The organism is Acinetobacter sp. VT 511 (assembly GCF_001077515.1).
Taxonomy (GTDB): Bacteria; Pseudomonadota; Gammaproteobacteria; order Pseudomonadales; family Moraxellaceae; genus Acinetobacter; species Acinetobacter schindleri.
Window position 1 is genome coordinate 21,460 of record NZ_LFRE01000059.1, and the last position, 20,311, is coordinate 41,770.

A 20,311-nucleotide genomic window follows, 5' to 3' on the forward strand; every position below is an offset into this window, starting at 1 on the left:
TTATGACAAGCCTTGCGCATCATGCGACAGAAAACCGTTCCGTAGCAGAATTTACCGAACAGGCCTACCTCAACTACGCCATGTACGTCATCATGGATCGTGCACTGCCACACATCAGTGACGGTCTGAAACCGGTACAGCGCCGTATTGTTTATGCCATGAGTGAGCTGGGGCTCAAGTGGACCAGCAAACCAAAGAAATCTGCACGTACTGTGGGTGATGTACTGGGCAAATACCATCCACATGGCGACTCAGCCTGCTATGAAGCGATGGTGCTGATGGCACAGCCGTTCAGTTACCGTTATCCGTTTATTGAGGGGCAGGGCAACTGGGGTTCACCAGATGATCCAAAGTCTTTCGCGGCGATGCGATATACCGAAGCCAAACTGTCACAATATAGTGAATTATTGCTTTCTGAGTTGGGTCAAGGCACCTGTGATTGGCAGGACAACTTCGACGGTTCGATGAAAGAGCCAGTCAATCTGCCGGCACGCGTACCGAACATCTTATTGAATGGTACCACGGGTATTGCTGTAGGTATGGCAACCGATATTCCACCACATAACCTGCGTGAAGTGGTCAAAGGTACAATTGCACTGATTCGTAATCCGAACCTGACCGATGTCAAAGTAGCTGAATATATTCCGGGACCGGACTTACCAACCAAAGCAGAAATTATTACTCCACCGGCTGAATTGCTAAAAATGCAAATGACAGGTCGTGGTAGTTACCGTATGCGTGCCGTATATACGGTTGAAAAAAACGAGATCGTGATTACTGAACTGCCCTATCAGGTGTCTGGTTCCAAAATCATTACCCAGATTGCAGACCAGATGCAGGCAAAGAAACTGCCTCTAGTGACAGATGTACGTGATGAATCCGATCATGAAAATCCGACGCGTCTGGTCATTGTGTTGCGTTCAAATCGTATCGATGCTGAATCGGTAATGAGTCATCTGTTCGCAACCACCGATTTGGAATCCAGCTATCGCGTCAATATGAATATGATTGGTGCAGATGGTCGCCCGCAGGTGAAATCGATCCGTCGTATTTTGCTGGAATGGATTGAAATCCGTAAGACCACCGTGACCCGTCGTCTGCAATTCCATTTGAATAAAATCGAGAAACGCTTACATATTTTGGGTGGCCTGATCATTGCCTACCTGAATATTGATGAAGTGATTCAGATCATCCGTGAAGAAGATCAGCCCAAACCGGTGCTGATGCAACGATTCGGTATTGATGAAATTCAGGCAGAAGCCATTTTAGAACTCAAGTTGCGCCATTTGGCCAAGCTTGAAGAAATGGAAATGCGCCGTGAGCAGGAAGAGTTAGAAGCCAAGGCAGCTGAAATCCGTGAGCAACTGGCCAATCCAGAATCTTTAAAGAATTTGATCATCAATGAACTTAAAGATGATGCCAAGAAATTTGGTGATGATCGCCGTTCTCCAATCGTAGAGCGTGCCGAAGCTGCGGCAATTGATGAAACTGAAATGCTGCCTGCTGATCCGGTGACCGTGGTCTTATCTGAAGCTGGCTGGATCCGCTGTGCCAAAGGCCATGAAGTGGATGCCGAAAACCTGAACTTCCGTGCAGGGGATCAGTACTTGAGTCATGCCCAAGGCAAATCTAATCAGCGTGTTTATGTACTGGATGATACGGGGCGCAGTTATGCCTTGGCCATCAACAGTCTGCCGTCTGCGCGAGGATTAGGTGAACCACTGAGTTCAAAACTTTCTCCTGCAAGTGGCGTCGGCTTTAAACAGGTTCTGGTTGCCGAAGATGAGGCAGAAATCCTGGCAATCAGCAGCAAAGGTTATGGTTTCAAGACCCAAGCCAAGCAGCTGGATACCAATGCCAAGGCGGGCAAGGCATTCCTGACTGTGCCGGAAGGTGCGCAGGCAATGAATCTGCAGCCACTTGAAGACAAAACTCATCTGGCATTGCTCAGCTCTGCAGGTCGTCTATTAATTGTTGATTTGACTGAATTACCTGTGTTGAATAAAGGCAAAGGTAATAAATTGATACAACTTGAAGATAAAGATCAGATTTTGTCCATGACAGCCTTGCGTTTAGATGAAATAATTCAAGTGCTTGCAGGACAACAGCAAATAAAATTAAAAGGGGATGATCTGCAAAAGTACATCGGCAAACGCGGTTCGAAAGGACAGCTTTTACCACGCGGATATCAAAAAGCAAATAAACTGTTGATTCAAAGATAAGACTAGCATCCATCAATCGAAATACGTTATATATGAACAACGATTCGACAAGATGGATGCATTATTGCGCATAAACAAGTTAAAAAATTAGCGCAATATTGAAAAAAACAGTTGAGATTCTAAGGATTATGATTGGAGAGAATGGCATTATGGAAAAGATTTGGTTCGCTGAATACGAGAAAACAGGGATTCCACGCACTGTAGAACTGCCACCAGAAAACACTTCATTAGTTGATATTTTTGAGCGTAATTTCCAGAAGTTTGGCTCACGTGATGCCTTTATCTTTATGGATAAAGTAATGACGTTTAACGAGCTGGAAGAAGCTAGTCGTAAATTTGCAACATATTTACAGAGCTTGGGGCTTGCAAAAGGTACACGCGTGGCAGTGATGATGCCAAACGTGTTGCAATATCCGGTCGTGGCATTGGGCGTATTCCGTGCTGGTCTGGTATTGGTCAATGTAAATCCACTTTATACTTCACGTGAACTTGAACATCAGTTAAATGACTCTGGTACAGAAGTACTGGTGATCATTGAAAACTTCGCTTCTGTATATCAAGCAATTATTGGCAAAACACCAGTGAAGCACGTCGTTGTTGCTTCTGTAGGTGATATGCTGGGTGCACTTAAAGGTACGCTAGTTAATTTTGTGCTACGTTCTGTACGTAAACAGATTCCAGCATGGGATATTCCAGGTCACATCAAGTTCAATGCTGCGCTGAACAAAGTCAGCCCAACGAACTATAAACGTCCTGAACTGACTTTAAGTGATACTGCTGTACTGCAATATACTGGTGGTACGACAGGTGTTTCTAAAGGTGCTGAACTGACACATCGCAACCTGGTTGCAAACATGCTGCAATGTGATGGTATTTTCCAGAGCAAATTCGGTGCACAAGATGGCCAGCCAGATGACCGTATTTTCTGTGCTCTACCGTTGTACCATATCTTTGCATTCATGGTGTGTGCACTGTACGGTATGTATAAAGGTCAAGCCAATGTTCTGATTCCAAATCCGCGTGATCTGCCTGCGGTAATTAAAGAATTACGTAAATACCAGCCAACGTTCTTCCCGGCAGTGAATACTTTATTCAATGCATTGATCAATAATGAAGACTTCAAACAGCTGGATCACAGTCGTCTGAAAATGGCGATGGGTGGTGGTATGGCGGTGCTGCCTTCTACTGCAGAAGCATGGAAGAAAGTTACAGGCACTAATATCATCGAAGGTTATGGTTTATCAGAAACTTCTCCGGTTGCAACTGCAAACCCGCCTGCATCTGAAGAATTTAGCGGCACCATTGGTATTCCATTGCCGTTGACTGAAGTTGCAATTTTAGATGACGATGGCAATGAAGTACCATTGGGCGAGCAGGGCGAGATTTCGATCCGTGGTCCTCAGGTGATGAAGGGTTACTGGAACCGTCAGGATGAAACTGACAAAGTCATGATTAATGGTTACTTCCGTACCGGTGATATCGGTGTGATGAACGATCGTGGTTATGTGAAGATTGTAGACCGTAAAAAAGACATGATTCTGGTATCTGGTTTCAACGTTTATCCTTCAGAGATTGAAGAAATCGTTGCGAAACATCCAAAAGTGCTGGAAGTGGCTGCCATTGGTGTACCAGATGAAAAATCAGGTGAAGTGCCTAAACTATTCGTGGTGAAAAAAGATCCCTCTTTAACAACTGAAGAAGTTCTGGCATTCGCAAAAGAAAATCTGACAGGTTACAAGCGTCCGCGCTATGTAGAATTCCTGGATGAATTGCCAAAATCTAACGTAGGTAAAATCCTGCGTAAAGATCTACGCAAAACAGCTTAAAAGCTGTGTAAAAAAAGCGCCTTTGATAGGCGCTTTTTTTATGGAATCTTTTTAAAGTTAGGCAGATTTATTCTTTTCCATCCACCAGCGGTCGAAGTAGCGACGACCCACGCCTACAATCCCGACGAAGATAAACAGGCTAATGAAGTGACGGTTGAAGCCAGGGCGGTAGAACTCGCCATAGCTGAGCACATTATCAATCAGGCAATATACTAAAACAATCGTCAGCCAATGCCATAGGGTATAGCGCTTGATGCCCACTGCATAAAAGGCAATCCATAACATCACAAAGGTGAACAGAGCTGACCAGATATTCATATTGGCAGCGATGACACTGAGTAAAAATGCTACGATCGGCAATACAATTTTCAGGACGCGATCCACTTGCAGCTGATGTTGACGCTGGCGTTCCAGGACATCCAACATTTCTTTTTGATCGGGACTGACCATCGTGAATCCTTATATGGTTGCTAAAACACCCTATTTAACAAAATTTATTCACGAAATGCCATGCTATGATACAGATAAAATTTTCATGAGAAAAATCAGATGCAGAGCATTAGTGGGATCATTTATCTCATTTTAGCGGCTTGTCTGCTACCTTATGTGTTTACCATGGTTGCTAAAAAAGCTGGAGGCTTTAAGGCTAAAGATAACCAGAATCCGCGTGATTTTTTAGAACAGTCTACCGGTGTTGCAAAACGTGCTAATGCTGTTCAGCAGAACAGTTTTGAAAGCTTGCCGCTGTTTATTGCAGCTGTCCTGATGGCTGAATATCTGGTCATGCCGCAAAGTCTGATTATGACTTTTGGTATTGGCTATCTGATTTTCCGGGTGCTGTACGGTATTTGCTATCTGGCAAACTGGGCGACATTGCGTTCCATCATGTGGTTGCTTTCCATGTTATGTCCGATTGCGTTATTGCTACTGATCATCAAATTAATTTAGGTCAGTCCAGTCATCAAGCGCCTGATTGATTGTTCGATATTTTTAAACCGAAAAAAATCTGCAAAAACCGTTATAATTGTCGCGGTTTTTAAAAGATTTAACTTGTTAAAGAGTGATGCTATGAGCTACAGCAATATCCCAGCGGGTAAAGATGCACCAAATGACATCTATGTAATTATTGAAATTCCTGCAAACGCAGCACCAATCAAATACGAAATCGACAAAGATTCTGATGCGCTATTTGTAGACCGTTTCATGGGTACAGCAATGTTCTACCCAGCAAACTATGGTTATGTTCCAAACACTTTATCTCTAGATGGTGACCCTCTAGACGTATTGGTTGTGACACCACACCCAGTAGAGCCGGGTTCTGTTATTCGCTGCCGTCCTGTGGGCAAACTGAACATGGAAGATGACGGTGGTGTTGATGCGAAACTGGTTGCAGTTCCACACGACAAATTGACACCGATCTATAAAGATGTTCAGGAATATACTGATCTTCCTCCATTATTGATCAGCCAGATCGAACACTTCTTCCAGCACTACAAAGACTTGGAACCAGGTAAATGGGTTAAGTTAAGTGGTTGGGAAGGTGCAGATGTTGCGAAACAAGAAGTACTAGACTCAATTGCTGCTTATGCAGAAGCAAACAAATAATTGCTTTGCTTTTCCATTTAAGTCTTTAAACTTTTAAAGCTTAAATAAAAAAACCTGCACAATGTGCAGGTTTTTTTGATTTAAAGCATCGTCAGGACATTAGAATAATTTCACCGGGATGTCTAACCAGATACGCCATTCATTTGTTGAGCTGATAGCATTACTTACATAGTTGCCAGAAGCATTATTGTAAGTATCACTTGCGCGCAAGTATGAGTGACGTAAGCGTAAGTTTGCATCTTTGAATGCACCAGATTGAACCGTATATTTCACTTGGTTAAAGAATTCATGTTCTTCAGCTTGGTCGATAATTTGTGCTGGATTATTTATTTCGGCTACATCAATATCCCAACCATAAACGAATGCTGTTGTCCAGTTTAGACCTGGAAGACCATGGTTTTTAAAATTATAGTTGTACTGTAAGCCAACAGATTTTTCATCGTTACCCTTAAAGTCGGATAAGTATGAGTTTGGTACATAAATGCTTTGTAGACCATCTGCGTTGTAAGCATAGTCGTAACCTATGTTGCCCGCATTATCTTGGTATGCAAGCATCAAATTGTGTGCATCTCTGTTATAGCTTGCAGATACACCCCAAATTGAGTTAGTCAATTCTTCAGTTGCACTGCGTGGATCAGTGGTTGCTGCTCCAACTTTCCATTTAGTATTGTAACCCATTGCCTCTAAAGTTACGGTCGCACCATTTGCTGTAGGAAAGCTGTAATTTACATTCCCATAGTGACGATCTAATTTATCTTTAACGTCTACCCCATAATAAGAGGCATTAACTTGGTCGTTAAACTTGTATTTCGCGCCCCAGAAAATAGCACTGTCCAAATTTTGTTGGTCTGAGCTGATATCATTAGACCATTGATTTTTAGTGAATTTACCACCGATTAACGTCAAGTCTTTAATTTCGTTACTTTCAATATAAAGACCAGTGTAGTACTCAGGGGTTAAACGAGCAGTATTACTTGCAATTACTGGAATTTCAGATACTTGCGTACCATATTTAGCCGTTGTGTTTGATACGCGTGCTTTGACATAAGCACCTCCACGTGCCCAATGATCATAGGCATCTTTAGTTCCATCGGCATTATCTTGACTATGCGTTGGGATCATTTGGTTACCAGTATGCCCATTTTTACCGAGTTTAAATGAAGCATCACCAATGATACCTGCACCAAAACCAACAATACCTTTGGTAAAGCCAGAATCTAGATTAATTATTGCTGTTTGAGCTGCAGAGCTTGTATCATCAACACCATTTTTTTTATCACGGCTTAAGTAACCCGTACGGAATAGAACTGTGCCTTCAGCATCTTCTACAAAGCCTTTTGCTTCACTTTGTTCGCTTGCATAAGCTGTAGAGATCAGAGCAGCTTGTACCAACACTGCTAATGTAAGTTTCTTTGCGTTTAACATGGGGAGAGAGCCTCATATATGTTTTTTTGTACTGCATCTGCTTAAAGCACACGCAGAAATTAACCAAATTGTATAATTAATCTGATAAAAAATATCGTTTTTATGACATTCTTTAAACTAAAGTTGAGTTTTTTTAACCTATTATTCACAATCACGCTATAGTTTTTAGTATTATTTTTTTCCATAAGGTAAAATTAATATTGAAAACAATAAGATAAAAATAAAGTTTTTATAATGTAATATTTTTAATAATGAAGAGTGTGTTTCAGAGCTCATATTGATTTTTTTTAATTTGATGTTATGTAAGGTTAAAACTGCTTAAAAGATTCTATAAGTTGTTTTTTCCATTCTAACAACACTTTAAATTCTTCCTTTATGCTGCAATTCACTATTTAGAATAGTTCACAGTCATCCATTTTCATTTTTAAACCTTTTGGTAAAACTTTATTATTCACGTTTTTCATATTCTTGCCCCCTTTATTTAAACGTGGTAAATGAGAACGTATATTTCTCAGCTGCCGAAACTCGGTTTGCTTGTGCTGCTTGTTAGCATGACTTCAGATACTTTTGCTGAAGATACCCAAAATCTATCTAGGGGTGAACTTAGTGCAATTATTGGTGTCGTGAACAAATATATTTATCGTGGTGGTGAGAAAAGTGATGATCCATCGGTACAGTTTGGACTGGAATATGCATATAACAGCGGGATATTTCTGTGCTATTGGGGCTCAACCTTAAATTATGATTCTTCTGATGCAAATCAGGATCATGGTTTTGAGCATGACTTTTATATTGGTTATGGCCGAGCGCTGAATGAGAGCTGAAGCTACAAGTCTCAGATCGTATCTTATTACTATCAAAGTGGTGGGACAGTCTATAGCGAAGATGGTCCAGATCAGCGTCGTACTACTGGTTTTGAGATACTGAATGATGTGTTTTATAAAGACCTGAGCTTAGGTTTAGGTGTCATGTTGACAGATGTTAACTATGCAAATGCAGAAGATGTTTATCTCAGTGCAGCTTATATCTATCCATAGCTGCAAAACTTTAACCTGAATACGTCAGTAGGTGCTTCTTTGTATAATGCTAGCCGTGATGATCAACTGATTCAGACCACAGAAAGCTTTAGTTTTAATGAAACACAGATTGGACTAAGTAAAACAGTCGCAGAACGAATTGAATTAAGTCTGGACTATGTCTATGGCGGCAAAGGTTGTGATGAAATGGATTTTGATAATCATATTGTCGTAGGTACAAACTTTAATTTCTAGGTTTTGCTGAAACAGGGATTGCAAGGTATGTCATATTGATTAAATATTATGCACCTTTTTTATGCATAAAAATTTATCTATATAAAATATAGCTTCAAAAAGTAGCAAGTTGTAAGTGAATATTTAGACAGGCAGGGGAATAGCGCAAGTAGTTTATTTTTCAGTTTTTTCTTGATTTTATCTTTTAACCTAAAACAATTTAAATTTTAATTTTTAATATATGTGATTAAAATCAAATATTTATATAAATAAAAAAACTTTTATAGCTAATTTGGATTTTCCTTTTTATGGGTTGGCATAGCTATTGCAAAGCCTAAGTTGAGTTTAAAAACACAACTAAAAACGTCTGCGGACGGTTGGGGGAATCTAACAATGAAATTCACTTTAAAAGCTTTAGCAGTTGCAGCAGTAGCTTCAGCATCCAGTTTTACTTTTGCAGATGAGCCTACATCTCCGCACTCAGTATCTGGCAATATCGGTGTGTTATCGAGCTATAACTTGCGTGGTATTACAAATACACCTGAAAATAAAGATGCCACAATTAATGGTGGTATAGATTATAACCATGCTTCAGGTTTTTATGCTGGATGGTGGGGATCAACTTTAAGATATTCTGCGGGTACAGATCTTTTTGAAAATGCAGCAGGTGAATTAGTAGAAGTTGAAACAGGGGAAGTCACTAATGCTTTCGAAAATGATTTCTATGCAGGCTATAGTGGTTCAATCAATGATGACTGGGGTTATACAGCAGGTTTAACGTACTATTATTACTATGATATTGGTAATTCTGGATCAAACGGTTTTGAAACCATGTTGGGTTTGACCTATAAAGATTTAGGTATCACTGCGCAAACATTACTTGAAGATCTTGATTGGGGTAATGCAGGTGATACTTATCTAAAAGCATCTTATAGCTATGCTTTACCTAAAGATTTTAGTTTAGATACAGCACTTGGTTTATATCTATATGATAAGAATGGACCAATTGAAGCTGCTGATACATTTAGTTTCCGCCACTTTGATATCGGTTTGAGTAAAGCACTTGCTGATACTGGCGTGACTGCAAGCATGAACTATATTTTAGGTGGCTATGACCGTAATGATGTAAAACAAAAAAATAAGGTTGTCCTAGGTCTAGGTTACAGCTTCTAATTGTTTAATAGAAAAAAGGCGACAAATGTCGCCTTTTTTTATTTTTATTGTCTAATAGCTTAGCTTTGCTGACCTCGATAAGATAAAGCTTCCGATAAATGCTGAGGCTGAATTTCTGAATTCTCAGCTAAATCAGCTATGCTTCGTGCTACTCGTAATACCCGGTGATAAGCACGGGCTGACAGATTTAGCTTCTGCTGGGCAAGTTCAAACATTTTACTGGTCTGAGCATTTAGTGGCGCAAATTGCTCTAATTCTTTTGGGTTTAATGCCATATTCAGCTTTTTCTGTCTTTGTATTTGCAGTTCGTAGGCAGTTATCACACGCTCCCTAACGGTTGCAGAATCTTCTACCGGTTGTGTAGATTGTAATTCATGAGCTTGCAGAGGAGGCACATCGATATGCAGGTCAATCCGATCCAGTAATGGCCCAGAAATCCGGTTCTGATAACGCTTGATCATTTCTGGAGAACACTGGCAGCGAATATCCTGATTAAAAGCATAACCACAAGGGCAGGGATTCATCGCTGCAACCAGCTGAAAGTTAGCTGGGAAAGTAATTTGTCGAGAGGCACGCGAAATTACAATTTCCTTAGATTCCAAAGGTTGACGTAATACTTCAAGGACTTTCCTGTCAAATTCCGGCAGTTCGTCGAGAAATAACACACCTAGATGTGCCAGCGTAATTTCACCTGGTTTAGGATGCGATCCTCCACCGACTAGGGCAACTGCAGACGCGGTATGATGTGGCGCGCGGAAAGGACGTTGTCCAAAAGTATGACTATTATTGGCAATAGAATAAATACTGGCGACTTCAAGATTTTCTTTAGTATTGAGAGGCGGCAAGATACTGGCTAGCCGAGAAGCCAGTAAAGTTTTACCGGTTCCAGGAGGTCCTCTAAATAATAAAGAATGTCCACCTGCAGCAGCAATTTCCAAAGCCCGTCTTGGGCGCAGCTGGCCTTTGACATCGGCTAAATCAAAGCGAGAATCTGAGTGATTCACCTGTGGTCGGGCCTGCATCTGGACTAAAGGTGCGAGTCTATTTAAATGATCACAAACTTCTTTTAGATGAGCAGCGGCAAATACCCGAAAATCAGGTAACTGACAGGCTTCCTGAGCATTTTCCTTAGGTAGAATCAGTTCATGCTGCGATTGTTGACAGGCAATCGCAATACTAAGCGTACCAGTGATGGGACGGAGTTGACCATCTAAAGCAAGTTCACCGATGAATTCCATTCCATCAGTACAGTTTTCAGGTAATTGCCCCGATGCCATCAGAATCCCTAAAGCAATTGGCAGATCTAAACGTGAACCGTCTTTGGGCAGGTCAGCAGGAGCCAGGTTAATAGTTAAGCGTTTGGTCGGGAACTGGTAGCCACTATTCAAAATAGCAGAACGAACCCGATCCTTACTTTCCCGAACCGCCGCTTCGGGCAGTCCAACAATAGTTAAGGAGGGCATGCCCTGACTGACATGAACTTCAACTTCTATTAAAGGGGCATGCAGTCCCAGCAATCCCCGGGTATGGATTTTAGCAAAAGACATTATTGTTCCATTTTAGTGCGTTATTATTGTTCATTATTTGTCTTTTATGCACTTCACTGGTGCTTATTTTTTGTTCGATATCTTTTCTTCAAGTGATTCAACTTGTTTGAGCAACTCATTTAAACGCTGATTGGCCTGATTTAAGGCTGTACGCTGACGTTCAATTTCCTCTTTTGAAACCAGATCCATTTTACTTACTGCTTCGTTTAATAAAGCCCGAAGATTATGTTCCAGATCTTTTTTTGGTTCTTCGATCTGCTGCAAGATTGCTTGTAATAAAGTTTCAATCATTGTGTGGTCCATAGAGATGGAAATAAGCGCACAGTTTAACACCGCAGGAATCAAGACTATAGTATTTCAGACAAAATATGGGATTAATCGATAATTATTATCATAAAAGACCACATAAAAATGACTAAAATTTGAAGATTCAAAAGATTTATAAGTATAAAATAATGTTCAGGGAAACCGCATGTCGAGCTTTCTAATTTCCCCCGACCTTAGAAATCTTGGCATGAAATTTGAACATAAAACCTTACTGGTGAAATAAGCCGAAGGAAAACAAACATGAAGCTCGTAACTGCAATTGTAAAACCTTTCAAATTAGACGATGTGCGTGAAGCATTGTCTGAAATTGGCGTTCAAGGCATCACTGTGACTGAAGTCAAAGGCTTCGGTCGTCAGAAAGGCCATACTGAACTTTATCGTGGCGCTGAATACGTTGTTGATTTCTTACCAAAAGTCAAAATTGAAATCGCGATCAGCGACGAAATGGTTGACGCGGTAATCGAGTCAATTACGCGTGTAGCAAGCACAGGCAAAATTGGTGACGGAAAAATTTTCGTAACAAATCTGGAACAGGTCATCCGTATTCGTACAGGTGAAACAGGTGCAGACGCTGTTTAATTTGGCACAAAGTTTGCTGAGTAGCGAATAACTCACAAAAACTTGGTTGGGGGATACGAATGAAAAAAATACTACTCGCGTTGGGTCTGTCCAGCGCACTTTTGGGCGGTTCTGTTGCCTGGGCTGAAGAAGCCGCATCAGCAGCCGTTCCTACCGAGGAAGTTGCTTTAGTTGATGCAACTGCAACTCCAGATATTACAGAAGTTACTGCTGTGGAAGCAGTAGAAACAGCGCCGGTTGAAGAAGCGGCAGCTGCAGAAGAAGAAGCCACACTCGATACAGGTGACTCTGCCTGGATTTTAACGTCAACAGCCCTAGTTCTACTCATGACCATTCCAGGTTTAGCCCTGTTCTATGGTGGTATGGTACGTAAGAAAAACGTACTGAGTACTATGGCACATAGCTTTGTAGCAGCTGCAGTAGTCAGCATTGTCTGGGTCGTGATTGGTTATACTCTGGCATTCGGTGAAGGGAATGCCTTTATCGGTAGCCTAGATAAATTTATGCTGTCCGGTATTACGACTGAAGCGCTGTCAGGCACCATTCCTGAAATCCTGTTTGTCATTTTCCAAATGACTTTTGCGATTATTACGGTTGCCATCATTAGCGGTTCTATTGCTGAACGTATGAAGTTTGGTGCTTTCATCGCATTCATCACACTTTGGGTGATTCTGGTTTATGCGCCAATTACTCACTGGGTATGGGGCGGCGGCTGGTTAGGCAGTGACGGTGCACTGGACTTCGCTGGTGGTACAGTCGTACACATTAACTCAGGTGTTGCAGGTCTGGTTGCGGCCTACATGCTGGGTTCGCGCATGGGGCTAGGACGCGAATCTATGGCACCACACAATCTGACGCTTACTGTAGTCGGTGCAAGCTTACTATGGGTGGGCTGGTTCGGTTTCAACGGTGGTTCAGCATTGGGTGCAAACGGTTCAGCAGGTTATGCACTCGTGGTTACACAAGTGGCAGCAGCAGCAGCAACGATCTCTTGGTTAATTACTGAAAAAATTGCACGTGGTAAAGCATCTGTATTAGGTGGTGCATCGGGTGCGGTTGCAGGTCTGGTAGTGATTACTCCAGCAGCTGGTTTCGTGACTGTAGGTGGTGCTTTAGCGATGGGTCTCATCGGTGGTGTAGTATGTTTCTGGGGTATTACTGCACTGAAACGTATGCTTAAGGCTGATGACTCTCTAGATGCTTTTGGTCTGCATGGTGTAGGTGGTATTGTCGGTGCGATTCTGACTGCATTCTTTGCCAGCGAATTTATCATGGGTGACGGTGCACCAACCAATGTAATGCATCAATTATGGGTACAAATTGAAGGGGTACTGGCAACAATCGCTTACTCTGCAATCTTGACCTTTATTATCCTGAAAGTGATCGATCTGATCATTGGTATCCGTGTTTCTTCTGATGATGAGCGCATGGGTCTGGATTTGAGCCAACACGGCGAACGTGTCGAATAATCTGCTAAAACAATAATCAATATATTGTGTGAAACAGCCCGTCAGGGCTGTTTTTTTTCTATATATTGCGTAAAACTCTACAAAGTTCAGAATTTTTGCTACACTCGGAAATCATCAGGATTTGTTCAATTAAACCGCTATGCATTGCCCATTTTGCAATACACCAGACAGTAAAGTGATCGATTCACGCCTGGCCGCCGAAGGTTGCCAGATTCGCCGTCGTCGTGAATGTGTCAGTTGTAATGAACGCTTTACCACCTTTGAAAGTTATGAAGTGGTAATGCCGCGGGTCATCAAGTCTGATGGCAAGAATGAACCCTTTGATGAAGCCAAATTACGCCGTTCTCTTATGCATGCCTTGCAAAAACGTCCTGTGACACAGGAACAGATTGAAACGGTGCTTAGCGATATCCAATTGCAGATTCGCCGTCTCGGTGAACGTGATGTCAAGTCACGCACTATTGGTGAAATCGTGATGCAGTCTTTGTTTGCCCTCGATCATGTTGCTTATGTACGTTTTGCTTCGGTGTATCAGGACTTTCAGGATGTCGAAGCCTTTCGTCGTCAGATCGAACAGATGCAGCAACGCGGCGAATTACAAGAATAAGCATGATTGAAATAACTCAAGATCAAATCTGGATGCACCGTGCCATCGAACTGGCACGTCAGGGCCAGTATTCCACCAAACCGAATCCAAACGTTGGCTGTGTCATAGTTAAAGATGGCGTAGTAGTGGGCGAAGGTTTTCATCCCAAAGCAGGTCAGCCACATGCTGAAGTCTTTGCAATGCGTGAGGCCGGCGAGCAGGCCCATGGTGCAACCGCTTATGTGACTTTGGAACCCTGTGCGCATTATGGGCGGACCCCGCCTTGTGCCAAAGGCCTGGTCGAAGCCGGCGTAGCTAAAGTCATCGTGGCTTGTCCAGATCCAAATCCACTGGTCGCCGGAAAAGGTGTACAGATCCTGAAAGATGCTGGTATCGACGTTGAAGTGGGCATCTGTGAAGATGAAGCACATCCACTGAATGATGGCTTTCTGAAAGCCATGGCGACTGGGATGCCTTATGTACGTGTGAAAATTGCATCGAGTTTAGATGGTCGTACAGCCATGGCTTCGGGTGAATCGAAATGGATTACTGGTATAGAGGCTCGGCAAGATGTCCAGCACTGGCGTGCGATTTCTGGTGGGGTAATTACCGGGATTGAAACAGTATTGGCCGATGATTGCCAGCTCAATGTCCGTAGCCTGAAAGGCGTTGATGACATCAGCAGGATTGTTCAGCCAAAACGGATTATTCTGGATCGCCAAGGTCGTTTGCCACTCACTGCCAAGATTTTGGAACAACCAGAAACGGTGATGGTGATGGGACCTTATCGTCAGGAACTGGCGGATCTCGGTGTGATCCAGCTTGAGATTCAGCCTTTAAAAGAATTATTACAGTACCTGGTTCAGCAGCATCAGATTTATGACGTGCTGGTTGAGGCAGGAGCGACTTTATCTAGCGCATTTTTACAGGAAAAACTGGTGGATGAACTCATCAGTTATGTTGCACCGACTCTATTAGGGCAAACTGCGCGTAGTATGTTTAATGCAGAATTCAGCCAAATGGCAGAACAACTTCGATTCAAATTGCAGGACGTGACCCGTTTGGGTGATGACGTGCGCTTCAGGTTAATTCCTTCTCAAGAGACACTATGAATTCAGAGTCTACGGTTTACCACAAACGTCGCCATGCGGCACGTACCACAGATGAATATCTTTTCCATCAGCTGGTTCCTTATCTGGGGAACAAACGCCGTTTACTACACTTAATTCTGGAAGCACTTGAGAGCACGGGAACCCTAAAACGTGAAGATGGCCGTGCGCCGATTTTTGCCGATTTTTTTGCAGGTTCGGGGGTGGTTTCACGTCTGGCCCGTCAGAATGGCTATCGGGTGATTGCCAATGACTGGGAACCCTATAGTCATGCACTCAATCATGCAGTTTTAGCTTGTACCGAAGCACCTGCCTTTAAAGAGCTCGGTGGCTATCAAAAAGCGATTGATTATCTGAACCGTTTACCAGAAGTCAAAGGCTGGGTGACACATAACCTGTGTCCACGCAATGATGAAATTTATGATCCGACCCGTGACCGTTTATTCTTCAAACGCCGTAATGGTATGCGTATTGATGCGATACGCCAGCAGATTGCCACCTGGCAAGCCCAAGGCGCAATTGATGATGTGGAAATGAGTGCTTTATTGGCGCCACTTCTATATTCAGCCAGCTTCGTCAGCAATACTTCAGGCGTATTTAAGAGCTTCCATCATGGCTGGGGCGGTAAAACCCAGACCGCGCTGGAACGCATTGAATCGCTGCTTTGGTTAACACCAAGCCGTTTCTGTGAGGATAACAAGCATAAAGGTCCTGCAGCTGAAATGTGGTGTGTCGATGCCCAGCATCTGGCCAATCAGATGAGTGGATTTGAAGTGGATGTGGCTTATCTGGATCCACCGTATAACCAGCATGCCTATAGCAGTAACTATCATGTGTTGAATGCTTTAACCCTCTGGGATCAGGTTGATCTACCGACACCCGATACCAAAGGCTTTAAGAGCGGGATTGACCGTGCTTGGCGTAAAGAGCGCCCAAGTCAGTACAACTCGTCCAAGCATGCCAAGGAAGCCTATGAAACCTTGTTGGCAACTATCAACGCACGTTTTATTCTGACCAGTTATTCAACCGATGGTAATATTAGTGCGACAGATCTGTTGCAGGCCAATCTGAAACGTGGCCGTGTGACCTTGCTAACTCAAGATGTGCCACGTTACCGTGTCAGCAAACAGCGCCAGTCCGAGCGTGCACGTGTACTGGAATTTATTGTGATTACCGACACGCATGCCAAGTCTGGGCCACCGATCCGTCAATTGTTGGGTCAGTTACACCATTATGCAGAACTGGGTGGTGTCGATACGACCAGTGTGAGTACGCAGCTAGCTCTCTGGTAAAAGCATAAAAAGGAATAGAAAATGTTTACAGGTATTATTGAAAGCCTCGGTAAGGTCGAAAGCCTGCAAAATGTCGGCGGTGATGTACGCTTACGTATTCAGACTGATCTGGATATGACCGATGTCCATCTGGGCGATTCAATTGCCACCAATGGCATTTGCCTGACTGTAATTGACTGGGGCGACAACTGGTATGCGGCAGACGTGTCTCGAGAAAGTTTAAATCGAACCACACTCGGTAACTGGAAAGCGGGTCAACCTGTAAATGTTGAAAAAGCCATGCTGCCAACCACACGCTTTGGCGGGCATATTGTTTCTGGTCACGTCGATGCGGTGGGCGAAATCACGGTAGTGCGTTCCGATGCCCGTTCCATCTATTTTGAAGTGACAGCACCTGCTGAAATTGCCAAGTATCTGGCAGAGAAAGGTTCAGTCACAGTAGATGGTATCAGCCTGACGATTAACCATCTGCGTGGCAATATTCTCAGTTTAAACCTGATTCCGCATACCGCTGAACGAACCAATATTGGCACCTGGAAAGTCGGGACCAAAGTCAATCTGGAAGTCGATGTGCTAGCACGTTATATCGAGCGTTTGTTGCTAGGTGACAAGGCAGCTGAAACCACACCACAGTCGAAAATCAGTATGGATTTTTTAGCTGAAAATGGCTTTTTAAAATAACCAAACTGCCTAAATACTCAACAGTCTAATTGAAAAATTAGACTGTTTTTTTATTTTTCGGGATAATCCTGACTTCACTTTAAGATTTTAACCCCAGCGGACAGGTCGAATGCTCGATTTCTTACTAAACCTGGAACGGTCTTTGCCAATATTGCTTGAGCAATATGGGGTGTGGATCTATGCCATTTTATTCCTGGTGATTTTTGCAGAAACGGGATCTGTATTTTGCTTTTTCCTGCCGGGAGATAGCCTGTTAATTGCAGTCGGTGCGCTCTGTTCTAGTAGCGATTTGATTACGCTGCATTCTATGGGATTACTGCTATTTACTGCGGCAGTGCTGGGCTATACCGTCAATTATTACACTGGCAAAGTGTTAGGCTTAAAATATTTCAATCAACATTCGCGTTTCTTTAAACCCGAATATTTGACCAAGACCAATCATTATTTTATGAAGCATGGCGGCAAAACCATCTTGATTGCACGTTTCATTCCTTTTGTACGTTCTTTTGCTCCATTTGCTGCCGGTTCGGGCCATATGAATTTTATGACTTTTACGCTTTACAACCTGGCTGGAGGCGTATTGTGGATTGTAAGCTTACTGGGCATAGGTTATATGGCAGGTAATGCCGCCTTTATGCTGGCAGATTTTTTCTAGATGTGAATAAATAGAAAAGCCCACTTTTGTGGGCTTTTCTAGGCTTATTTCTAAGTGAATTAACGCTTTTGCAGAATATAATCAATTTCTTCACGGGCTGCAGCACGTAAGCGGTTACGCAGCTGTACCAAAGTTTCCTCGATCGCAGTTTCGGCTTCAAGTTCCAGACGTAATCGGGTACTTTCTAGCTCTGACAGAATCTCAGTATCATCAATTTTGATTTGGGCGGAATTTAAAATGCGATTTTGCTCAAAACGTGCCGCATAATTCAGGACTTCAGCATTCAGGCTGTCCCGTAATAATTCTAGGGTACGTGTCTGTTCTGCATATTTACGTTCTTCATCCAGCTTCATTTGCTCGATATACGCCTGCTCCTGAGCACGCTTATCTGCCAGCACTTTTTCAAGGGCCTGCTGTTTACGAATCCGTGCTTCTTCAATCAGTTCCGCTTTACGTTGTGCATAAGCTTCCTCAATTTTACGCTCGGATTCTTTTTGCAGTTGCTGGTCATGCACCAGCCATTCCTGCAATGACGTCTCTGGCTGAAGTACATCGCAGATACGCGCGAGGTCATCAATAAAGGTCTGACGCACAGCTTCAGGCACATTTAACCAGCGCTGTTTGAAATCTGGACCAACATTTAATGCCACGGGCATCTCCTTATGAGGTTTAAGTAGGGCTACAGTTTATAAGTTTTCGGCTCAATACCCAGTCGACGGTATTGCTTAAACTTTTCACGGCCGAGTTGCTTGGCCGTTTCATTGTTTTCAATAATCTCAATAATGTGACTAAATTTAGCGTAAGGTTCAAGTGCTTCAGGATTAAAATTAAAGATAATCCAGTCTTGTTGCTCAGGCAAGCTCGCAGAGATACAGACACTGGCCTGTGGCTGGTCAATACCATGCGGGATGAAACCGGTAGGATCAAACGTCCACAGATGTTCATCCAGCTGTTGCTGCAAGTCCACATCACCACAGAGTAACCAGATCCGTTCCGGCTGACGCAGAATCTTGCGGCATAAACGGCAGGTACTTTCGACCTGCCGTTCAGGGCTTTTTTCAAATAAATAAAAGCTGACTTTAGCCATTGTTTTGAACACGGTTCGCCAGGAATTGCATTAATAATGGCACTGGACGACCTGTTGCGCCTTTATTGGTGCCTGAATTCCAGGCTGTACCTGCGATATCTAGGTGTGCCCAGCGATAGTCATGGGTGAAACGCTGCAGGAAGCAGGCTGCAGTCACAGAGCCGGCCTTAGGACCACCAATATTGGCAATATCTGCAAATGGAGAATCCAGCTGTTCCTGATAATCATCCAATACTGGCATACGCCATACCCGGTCAAATGAAGTTTGACCAGCAGCTTCGAGTTCAGCGGCCAATTCATCATCCGGCGTGAACATGCCAGTCAGGACTGAACCCAGTGCAACCACACAGGCCCCGGTCAAAGTTGCAATATCAATCACGAGAGCAGGGTTAAAGCGTTTTACGTAAGTTAAAGTATCGCAAAGTACCAGACGACCTTCTGCATCAGTATTCAGAATTTCAACCGTTTGACCGCTCATCGTGGTGACAATGTCGCCTGGACGGGTTGCTTTTCCAGATGGCATGTTTTCAGCAGCGGCAATGGTACCCACAACATGAATATCTAAACCAGATTCGCATAATGCACGTATGGTACCCAGCACTGAAGCTGCACCACACATGTCGTATTTCATTTCGTCCATGCCAGCACCTGGTTTCAGGGAAATACCGCCGGTATCAAAGGTAATCCCTTTGCCGACTAAAACCACAGGTGCTTCACTACGTTCTGCATGATATTCGATGGTAATGATACGTCCTGGACGGTCTGAACCTTTGCTCACTGCCAGGAAAGAGTGCATTCCCAGATCAGCCATTTGCTGTTCATCCAGTACATTCACTTTAAGCAGTTCTGGATATTCAGCTGCTAAAGCCAGTGCCTGTTCCGCAAGGTATTCCGGGAAACAAATATTGCCTGGACGGTTACCTAAGTCACGTGCTAAGTTTTGGCCGGTTTGCACTGCCTGAAGCAATTGCAGCTGTTCTGCAGTTACTGGACTGTCAGTTGCAATCAGGTTGATTTGCTCAAGTACAAATTCATTTTTCTTGGATTTGAATTCATCAAAGGCATACGCAGCTTGGGTCAGCAATAGTGCAAAAATGTTATGAAATTGGGCTGGCAGAGCAGAAATGTCTACGCTGATCTGCTGGAATTTTTTCTGTGCTGCTTTTACGATGGTTTGCGCAACTTTTGCCAGTTTGCCCGGCTGTAGTTCAGCAGTCTTGCCCAAGCCAACCAGACAGGCGTTGGCACTCGCTGGAACATTACCAACTAATGCCAGGGTTTCATTTAGACCTGCTTTATATTGTGTCGCTGTGGTGATTTCTTCGAACTTGTTAATCTGATAAGTGGCAGCTGACTGCTGAAGTTGCTCAGCATCCACAAGAATTAACAGATATTGGCTGGATGCATTCTCTTGGAATGACGTATTAATTGTCAGTTTCATATGCGTTTATTTAAGCCTTATAAAATTTGCAACCATT

Annotated in this window: 21 protein-coding genes; 14 read left to right on the top strand and 7 right to left on the bottom strand. The window is 43.1% G+C overall.

Going from position 1 to position 20,311, the window contains the following annotated elements; all coding sequences use genetic code 11:
• Positions 1-2 precede the first annotated feature (2 nt).
• On the top strand, positions 3-2,222 hold the full coding sequence (gene parC / locus ACS72_RS07275) for a DNA topoisomerase IV subunit A (RefSeq protein ID WP_048881721.1): 2,220 nt from the start codon (positions 3-5) through the stop codon (positions 2,220-2,222).
• A 149-nt stretch (positions 2,223-2,371) separates the two neighbouring features.
• Positions 2,372-4,048, top strand: coding sequence for an AMP-binding protein (locus ACS72_RS07280; protein WP_008305159.1), 1,677 nt, complete (start codon positions 2,372-2,374; stop codon positions 4,046-4,048).
• A 57-nt stretch (positions 4,049-4,105) separates the two neighbouring features.
• On the opposite strand, the gene ACS72_RS07285 is transcribed toward ACS72_RS07280, so the two are convergent.
• Positions 4,106-4,498, bottom strand: coding sequence for a hypothetical protein (locus tag ACS72_RS07285; protein WP_048881722.1), 393 nt, complete (start codon positions 4,496-4,498; stop codon positions 4,106-4,108).
• Between the two features lie 99 nt (positions 4,499-4,597).
• On the opposite strand from ACS72_RS07285, the gene ACS72_RS07290 reads away from it, so the two are divergent.
• Complete coding sequence (locus ACS72_RS07290; RefSeq protein ID WP_048881723.1) at positions 4,598-4,996, top strand: MAPEG family protein; 399 nt, start codon at positions 4,598-4,600, stop codon at positions 4,994-4,996.
• Positions 4,997-5,116: 120 nt separating this feature from the next.
• Entirely contained in the window at positions 5,117-5,653 is a 537-nt protein-coding gene (gene ppa, locus ACS72_RS07295) for an inorganic diphosphatase (protein WP_004281037.1), read from the top strand.
• A gap of 99 nt (positions 5,654-5,752) precedes the next feature.
• On the opposite strand, the gene ACS72_RS07300 is transcribed toward ppa, so the two are convergent.
• A complete protein-coding gene (locus ACS72_RS07300) occupies positions 5,753-7,078 on the bottom strand; it encodes an OprD family outer membrane porin (RefSeq protein ID WP_004810184.1) in 1,326 nt (441 codons plus the stop codon).
• A 494-nt stretch (positions 7,079-7,572) separates the two neighbouring features.
• On the opposite strand from ACS72_RS07300, the gene ACS72_RS07305 reads away from it, so the two are divergent.
• From ACS72_RS07305 to ACS72_RS07315, 3 genes are all read left to right on the top strand, one after another.
• Positions 7,573-7,902, top strand: coding sequence for a TorF family putative porin (locus ACS72_RS07305; protein ID WP_283936048.1), 330 nt, complete (start codon positions 7,573-7,575; stop codon positions 7,900-7,902).
• A gap of 252 nt (positions 7,903-8,154) precedes the next feature.
• Entirely contained in the window at positions 8,155-8,349 is a 195-nt protein-coding gene (locus ACS72_RS18680) for a hypothetical protein (protein ID WP_249888264.1), read from the top strand.
• Positions 8,350-8,721: 372 nt separating this feature from the next.
• Positions 8,722-9,501, top strand: coding sequence for a TorF family putative porin (locus ACS72_RS07315; RefSeq protein WP_048881724.1), 780 nt, complete (start codon positions 8,722-8,724; stop codon positions 9,499-9,501).
• Between the two features lie 59 nt (positions 9,502-9,560).
• Here ACS72_RS07315 and ACS72_RS07320 read toward each other — a convergent pair whose 3' ends face one another.
• Together ACS72_RS07320 and ACS72_RS07325 are read right to left on the bottom strand one after the other, a co-directional pair.
• Positions 9,561-11,048: a YifB family Mg chelatase-like AAA ATPase gene (locus tag ACS72_RS07320; protein ID WP_048881725.1), complete on the bottom strand. Its 1,488-nt coding sequence runs from the start codon at positions 11,046-11,048 to the stop codon at positions 9,561-9,563.
• A 63-nt stretch (positions 11,049-11,111) separates the two neighbouring features.
• Positions 11,112-11,339 (bottom strand): accessory factor UbiK family protein, encoded by a 228-nt coding sequence (locus ACS72_RS07325; RefSeq protein ID WP_004810171.1) that lies wholly within the window; start codon positions 11,337-11,339, stop codon positions 11,112-11,114.
• 276 nt (positions 11,340-11,615) lie between these two features.
• Between ACS72_RS07325 and glnK the strand changes: the two genes are divergently transcribed.
• The 7 genes from glnK to ACS72_RS07360 all read left to right on the top strand — a co-directional run bounded on the left by glnK (position 11,616) and on the right by ACS72_RS07360 (position 17,746).
• A complete protein-coding gene (gene glnK / locus ACS72_RS07330) occupies positions 11,616-11,954 on the top strand; it encodes a P-II family nitrogen regulator (RefSeq protein WP_004281042.1) in 339 nt (112 codons plus the stop codon).
• Positions 11,955-12,013: 59 nt separating this feature from the next.
• Positions 12,014-13,423, top strand: coding sequence for an ammonium transporter (locus ACS72_RS07335; RefSeq protein WP_004810169.1), 1,410 nt, complete (start codon positions 12,014-12,016; stop codon positions 13,421-13,423).
• 139 nt (positions 13,424-13,562) lie between these two features.
• Positions 13,563-14,030, top strand: a complete 468-nt coding sequence (gene nrdR, locus ACS72_RS07340) for a transcriptional regulator NrdR (RefSeq protein WP_004810168.1) — start codon at positions 13,563-13,565, stop codon at positions 14,028-14,030.
• A gap of 2 nt (positions 14,031-14,032) precedes the next feature.
• Entirely contained in the window at positions 14,033-15,121 is a 1,089-nt protein-coding gene (gene ribD, locus ACS72_RS07345; RefSeq protein ID WP_048881726.1) for a bifunctional diaminohydroxyphosphoribosylaminopyrimidine deaminase/5-amino-6-(5-phosphoribosylamino)uracil reductase RibD, read from the top strand.
• Positions 15,118-16,410, top strand: coding sequence for a DNA adenine methylase (locus ACS72_RS07350; RefSeq protein ID WP_004810163.1), 1,293 nt, complete (start codon positions 15,118-15,120; stop codon positions 16,408-16,410). The genes ribD and ACS72_RS07350 overlap by 4 nt, the downstream gene beginning before the upstream one ends.
• Before the next feature lie 21 nt (positions 16,411-16,431).
• Positions 16,432-17,091, top strand: a complete 660-nt coding sequence (locus ACS72_RS07355) for a riboflavin synthase (RefSeq protein ID WP_048881727.1) — start codon at positions 16,432-16,434, stop codon at positions 17,089-17,091.
• Between the two features lie 109 nt (positions 17,092-17,200).
• Positions 17,201-17,746 carry a VTT domain-containing protein gene (locus ACS72_RS07360; protein WP_048881728.1) on the top strand — a complete coding sequence of 182 codons (546 nt, stop codon included), beginning with the start codon at positions 17,201-17,203 and terminating at the stop codon, positions 17,744-17,746.
• A 59-nt stretch (positions 17,747-17,805) separates the two neighbouring features.
• Here ACS72_RS07360 and ACS72_RS07365 read toward each other — a convergent pair whose 3' ends face one another.
• The 3 genes from ACS72_RS07365 to ACS72_RS07375 are packed head-to-tail and all read right to left on the bottom strand — an operon-like array spanning position 17,806 to position 20,274.
• Positions 17,806-18,396, bottom strand: a complete 591-nt coding sequence (locus tag ACS72_RS07365; RefSeq protein ID WP_048881729.1) for a hypothetical protein — start codon at positions 18,394-18,396, stop codon at positions 17,806-17,808.
• A gap of 29 nt (positions 18,397-18,425) precedes the next feature.
• Positions 18,426-18,833, bottom strand: coding sequence for a DNA polymerase III subunit chi (locus tag ACS72_RS07370; protein ID WP_004810155.1), 408 nt, complete (start codon positions 18,831-18,833; stop codon positions 18,426-18,428).
• Entirely contained in the window at positions 18,826-20,274 is a 1,449-nt protein-coding gene (locus ACS72_RS07375; protein ID WP_048881730.1) for a leucyl aminopeptidase, read from the bottom strand. Before ACS72_RS07375 ends, ACS72_RS07370 begins: the two co-directional genes overlap by 8 nt.
• Positions 20,275-20,311 lie beyond the last annotated feature (37 nt).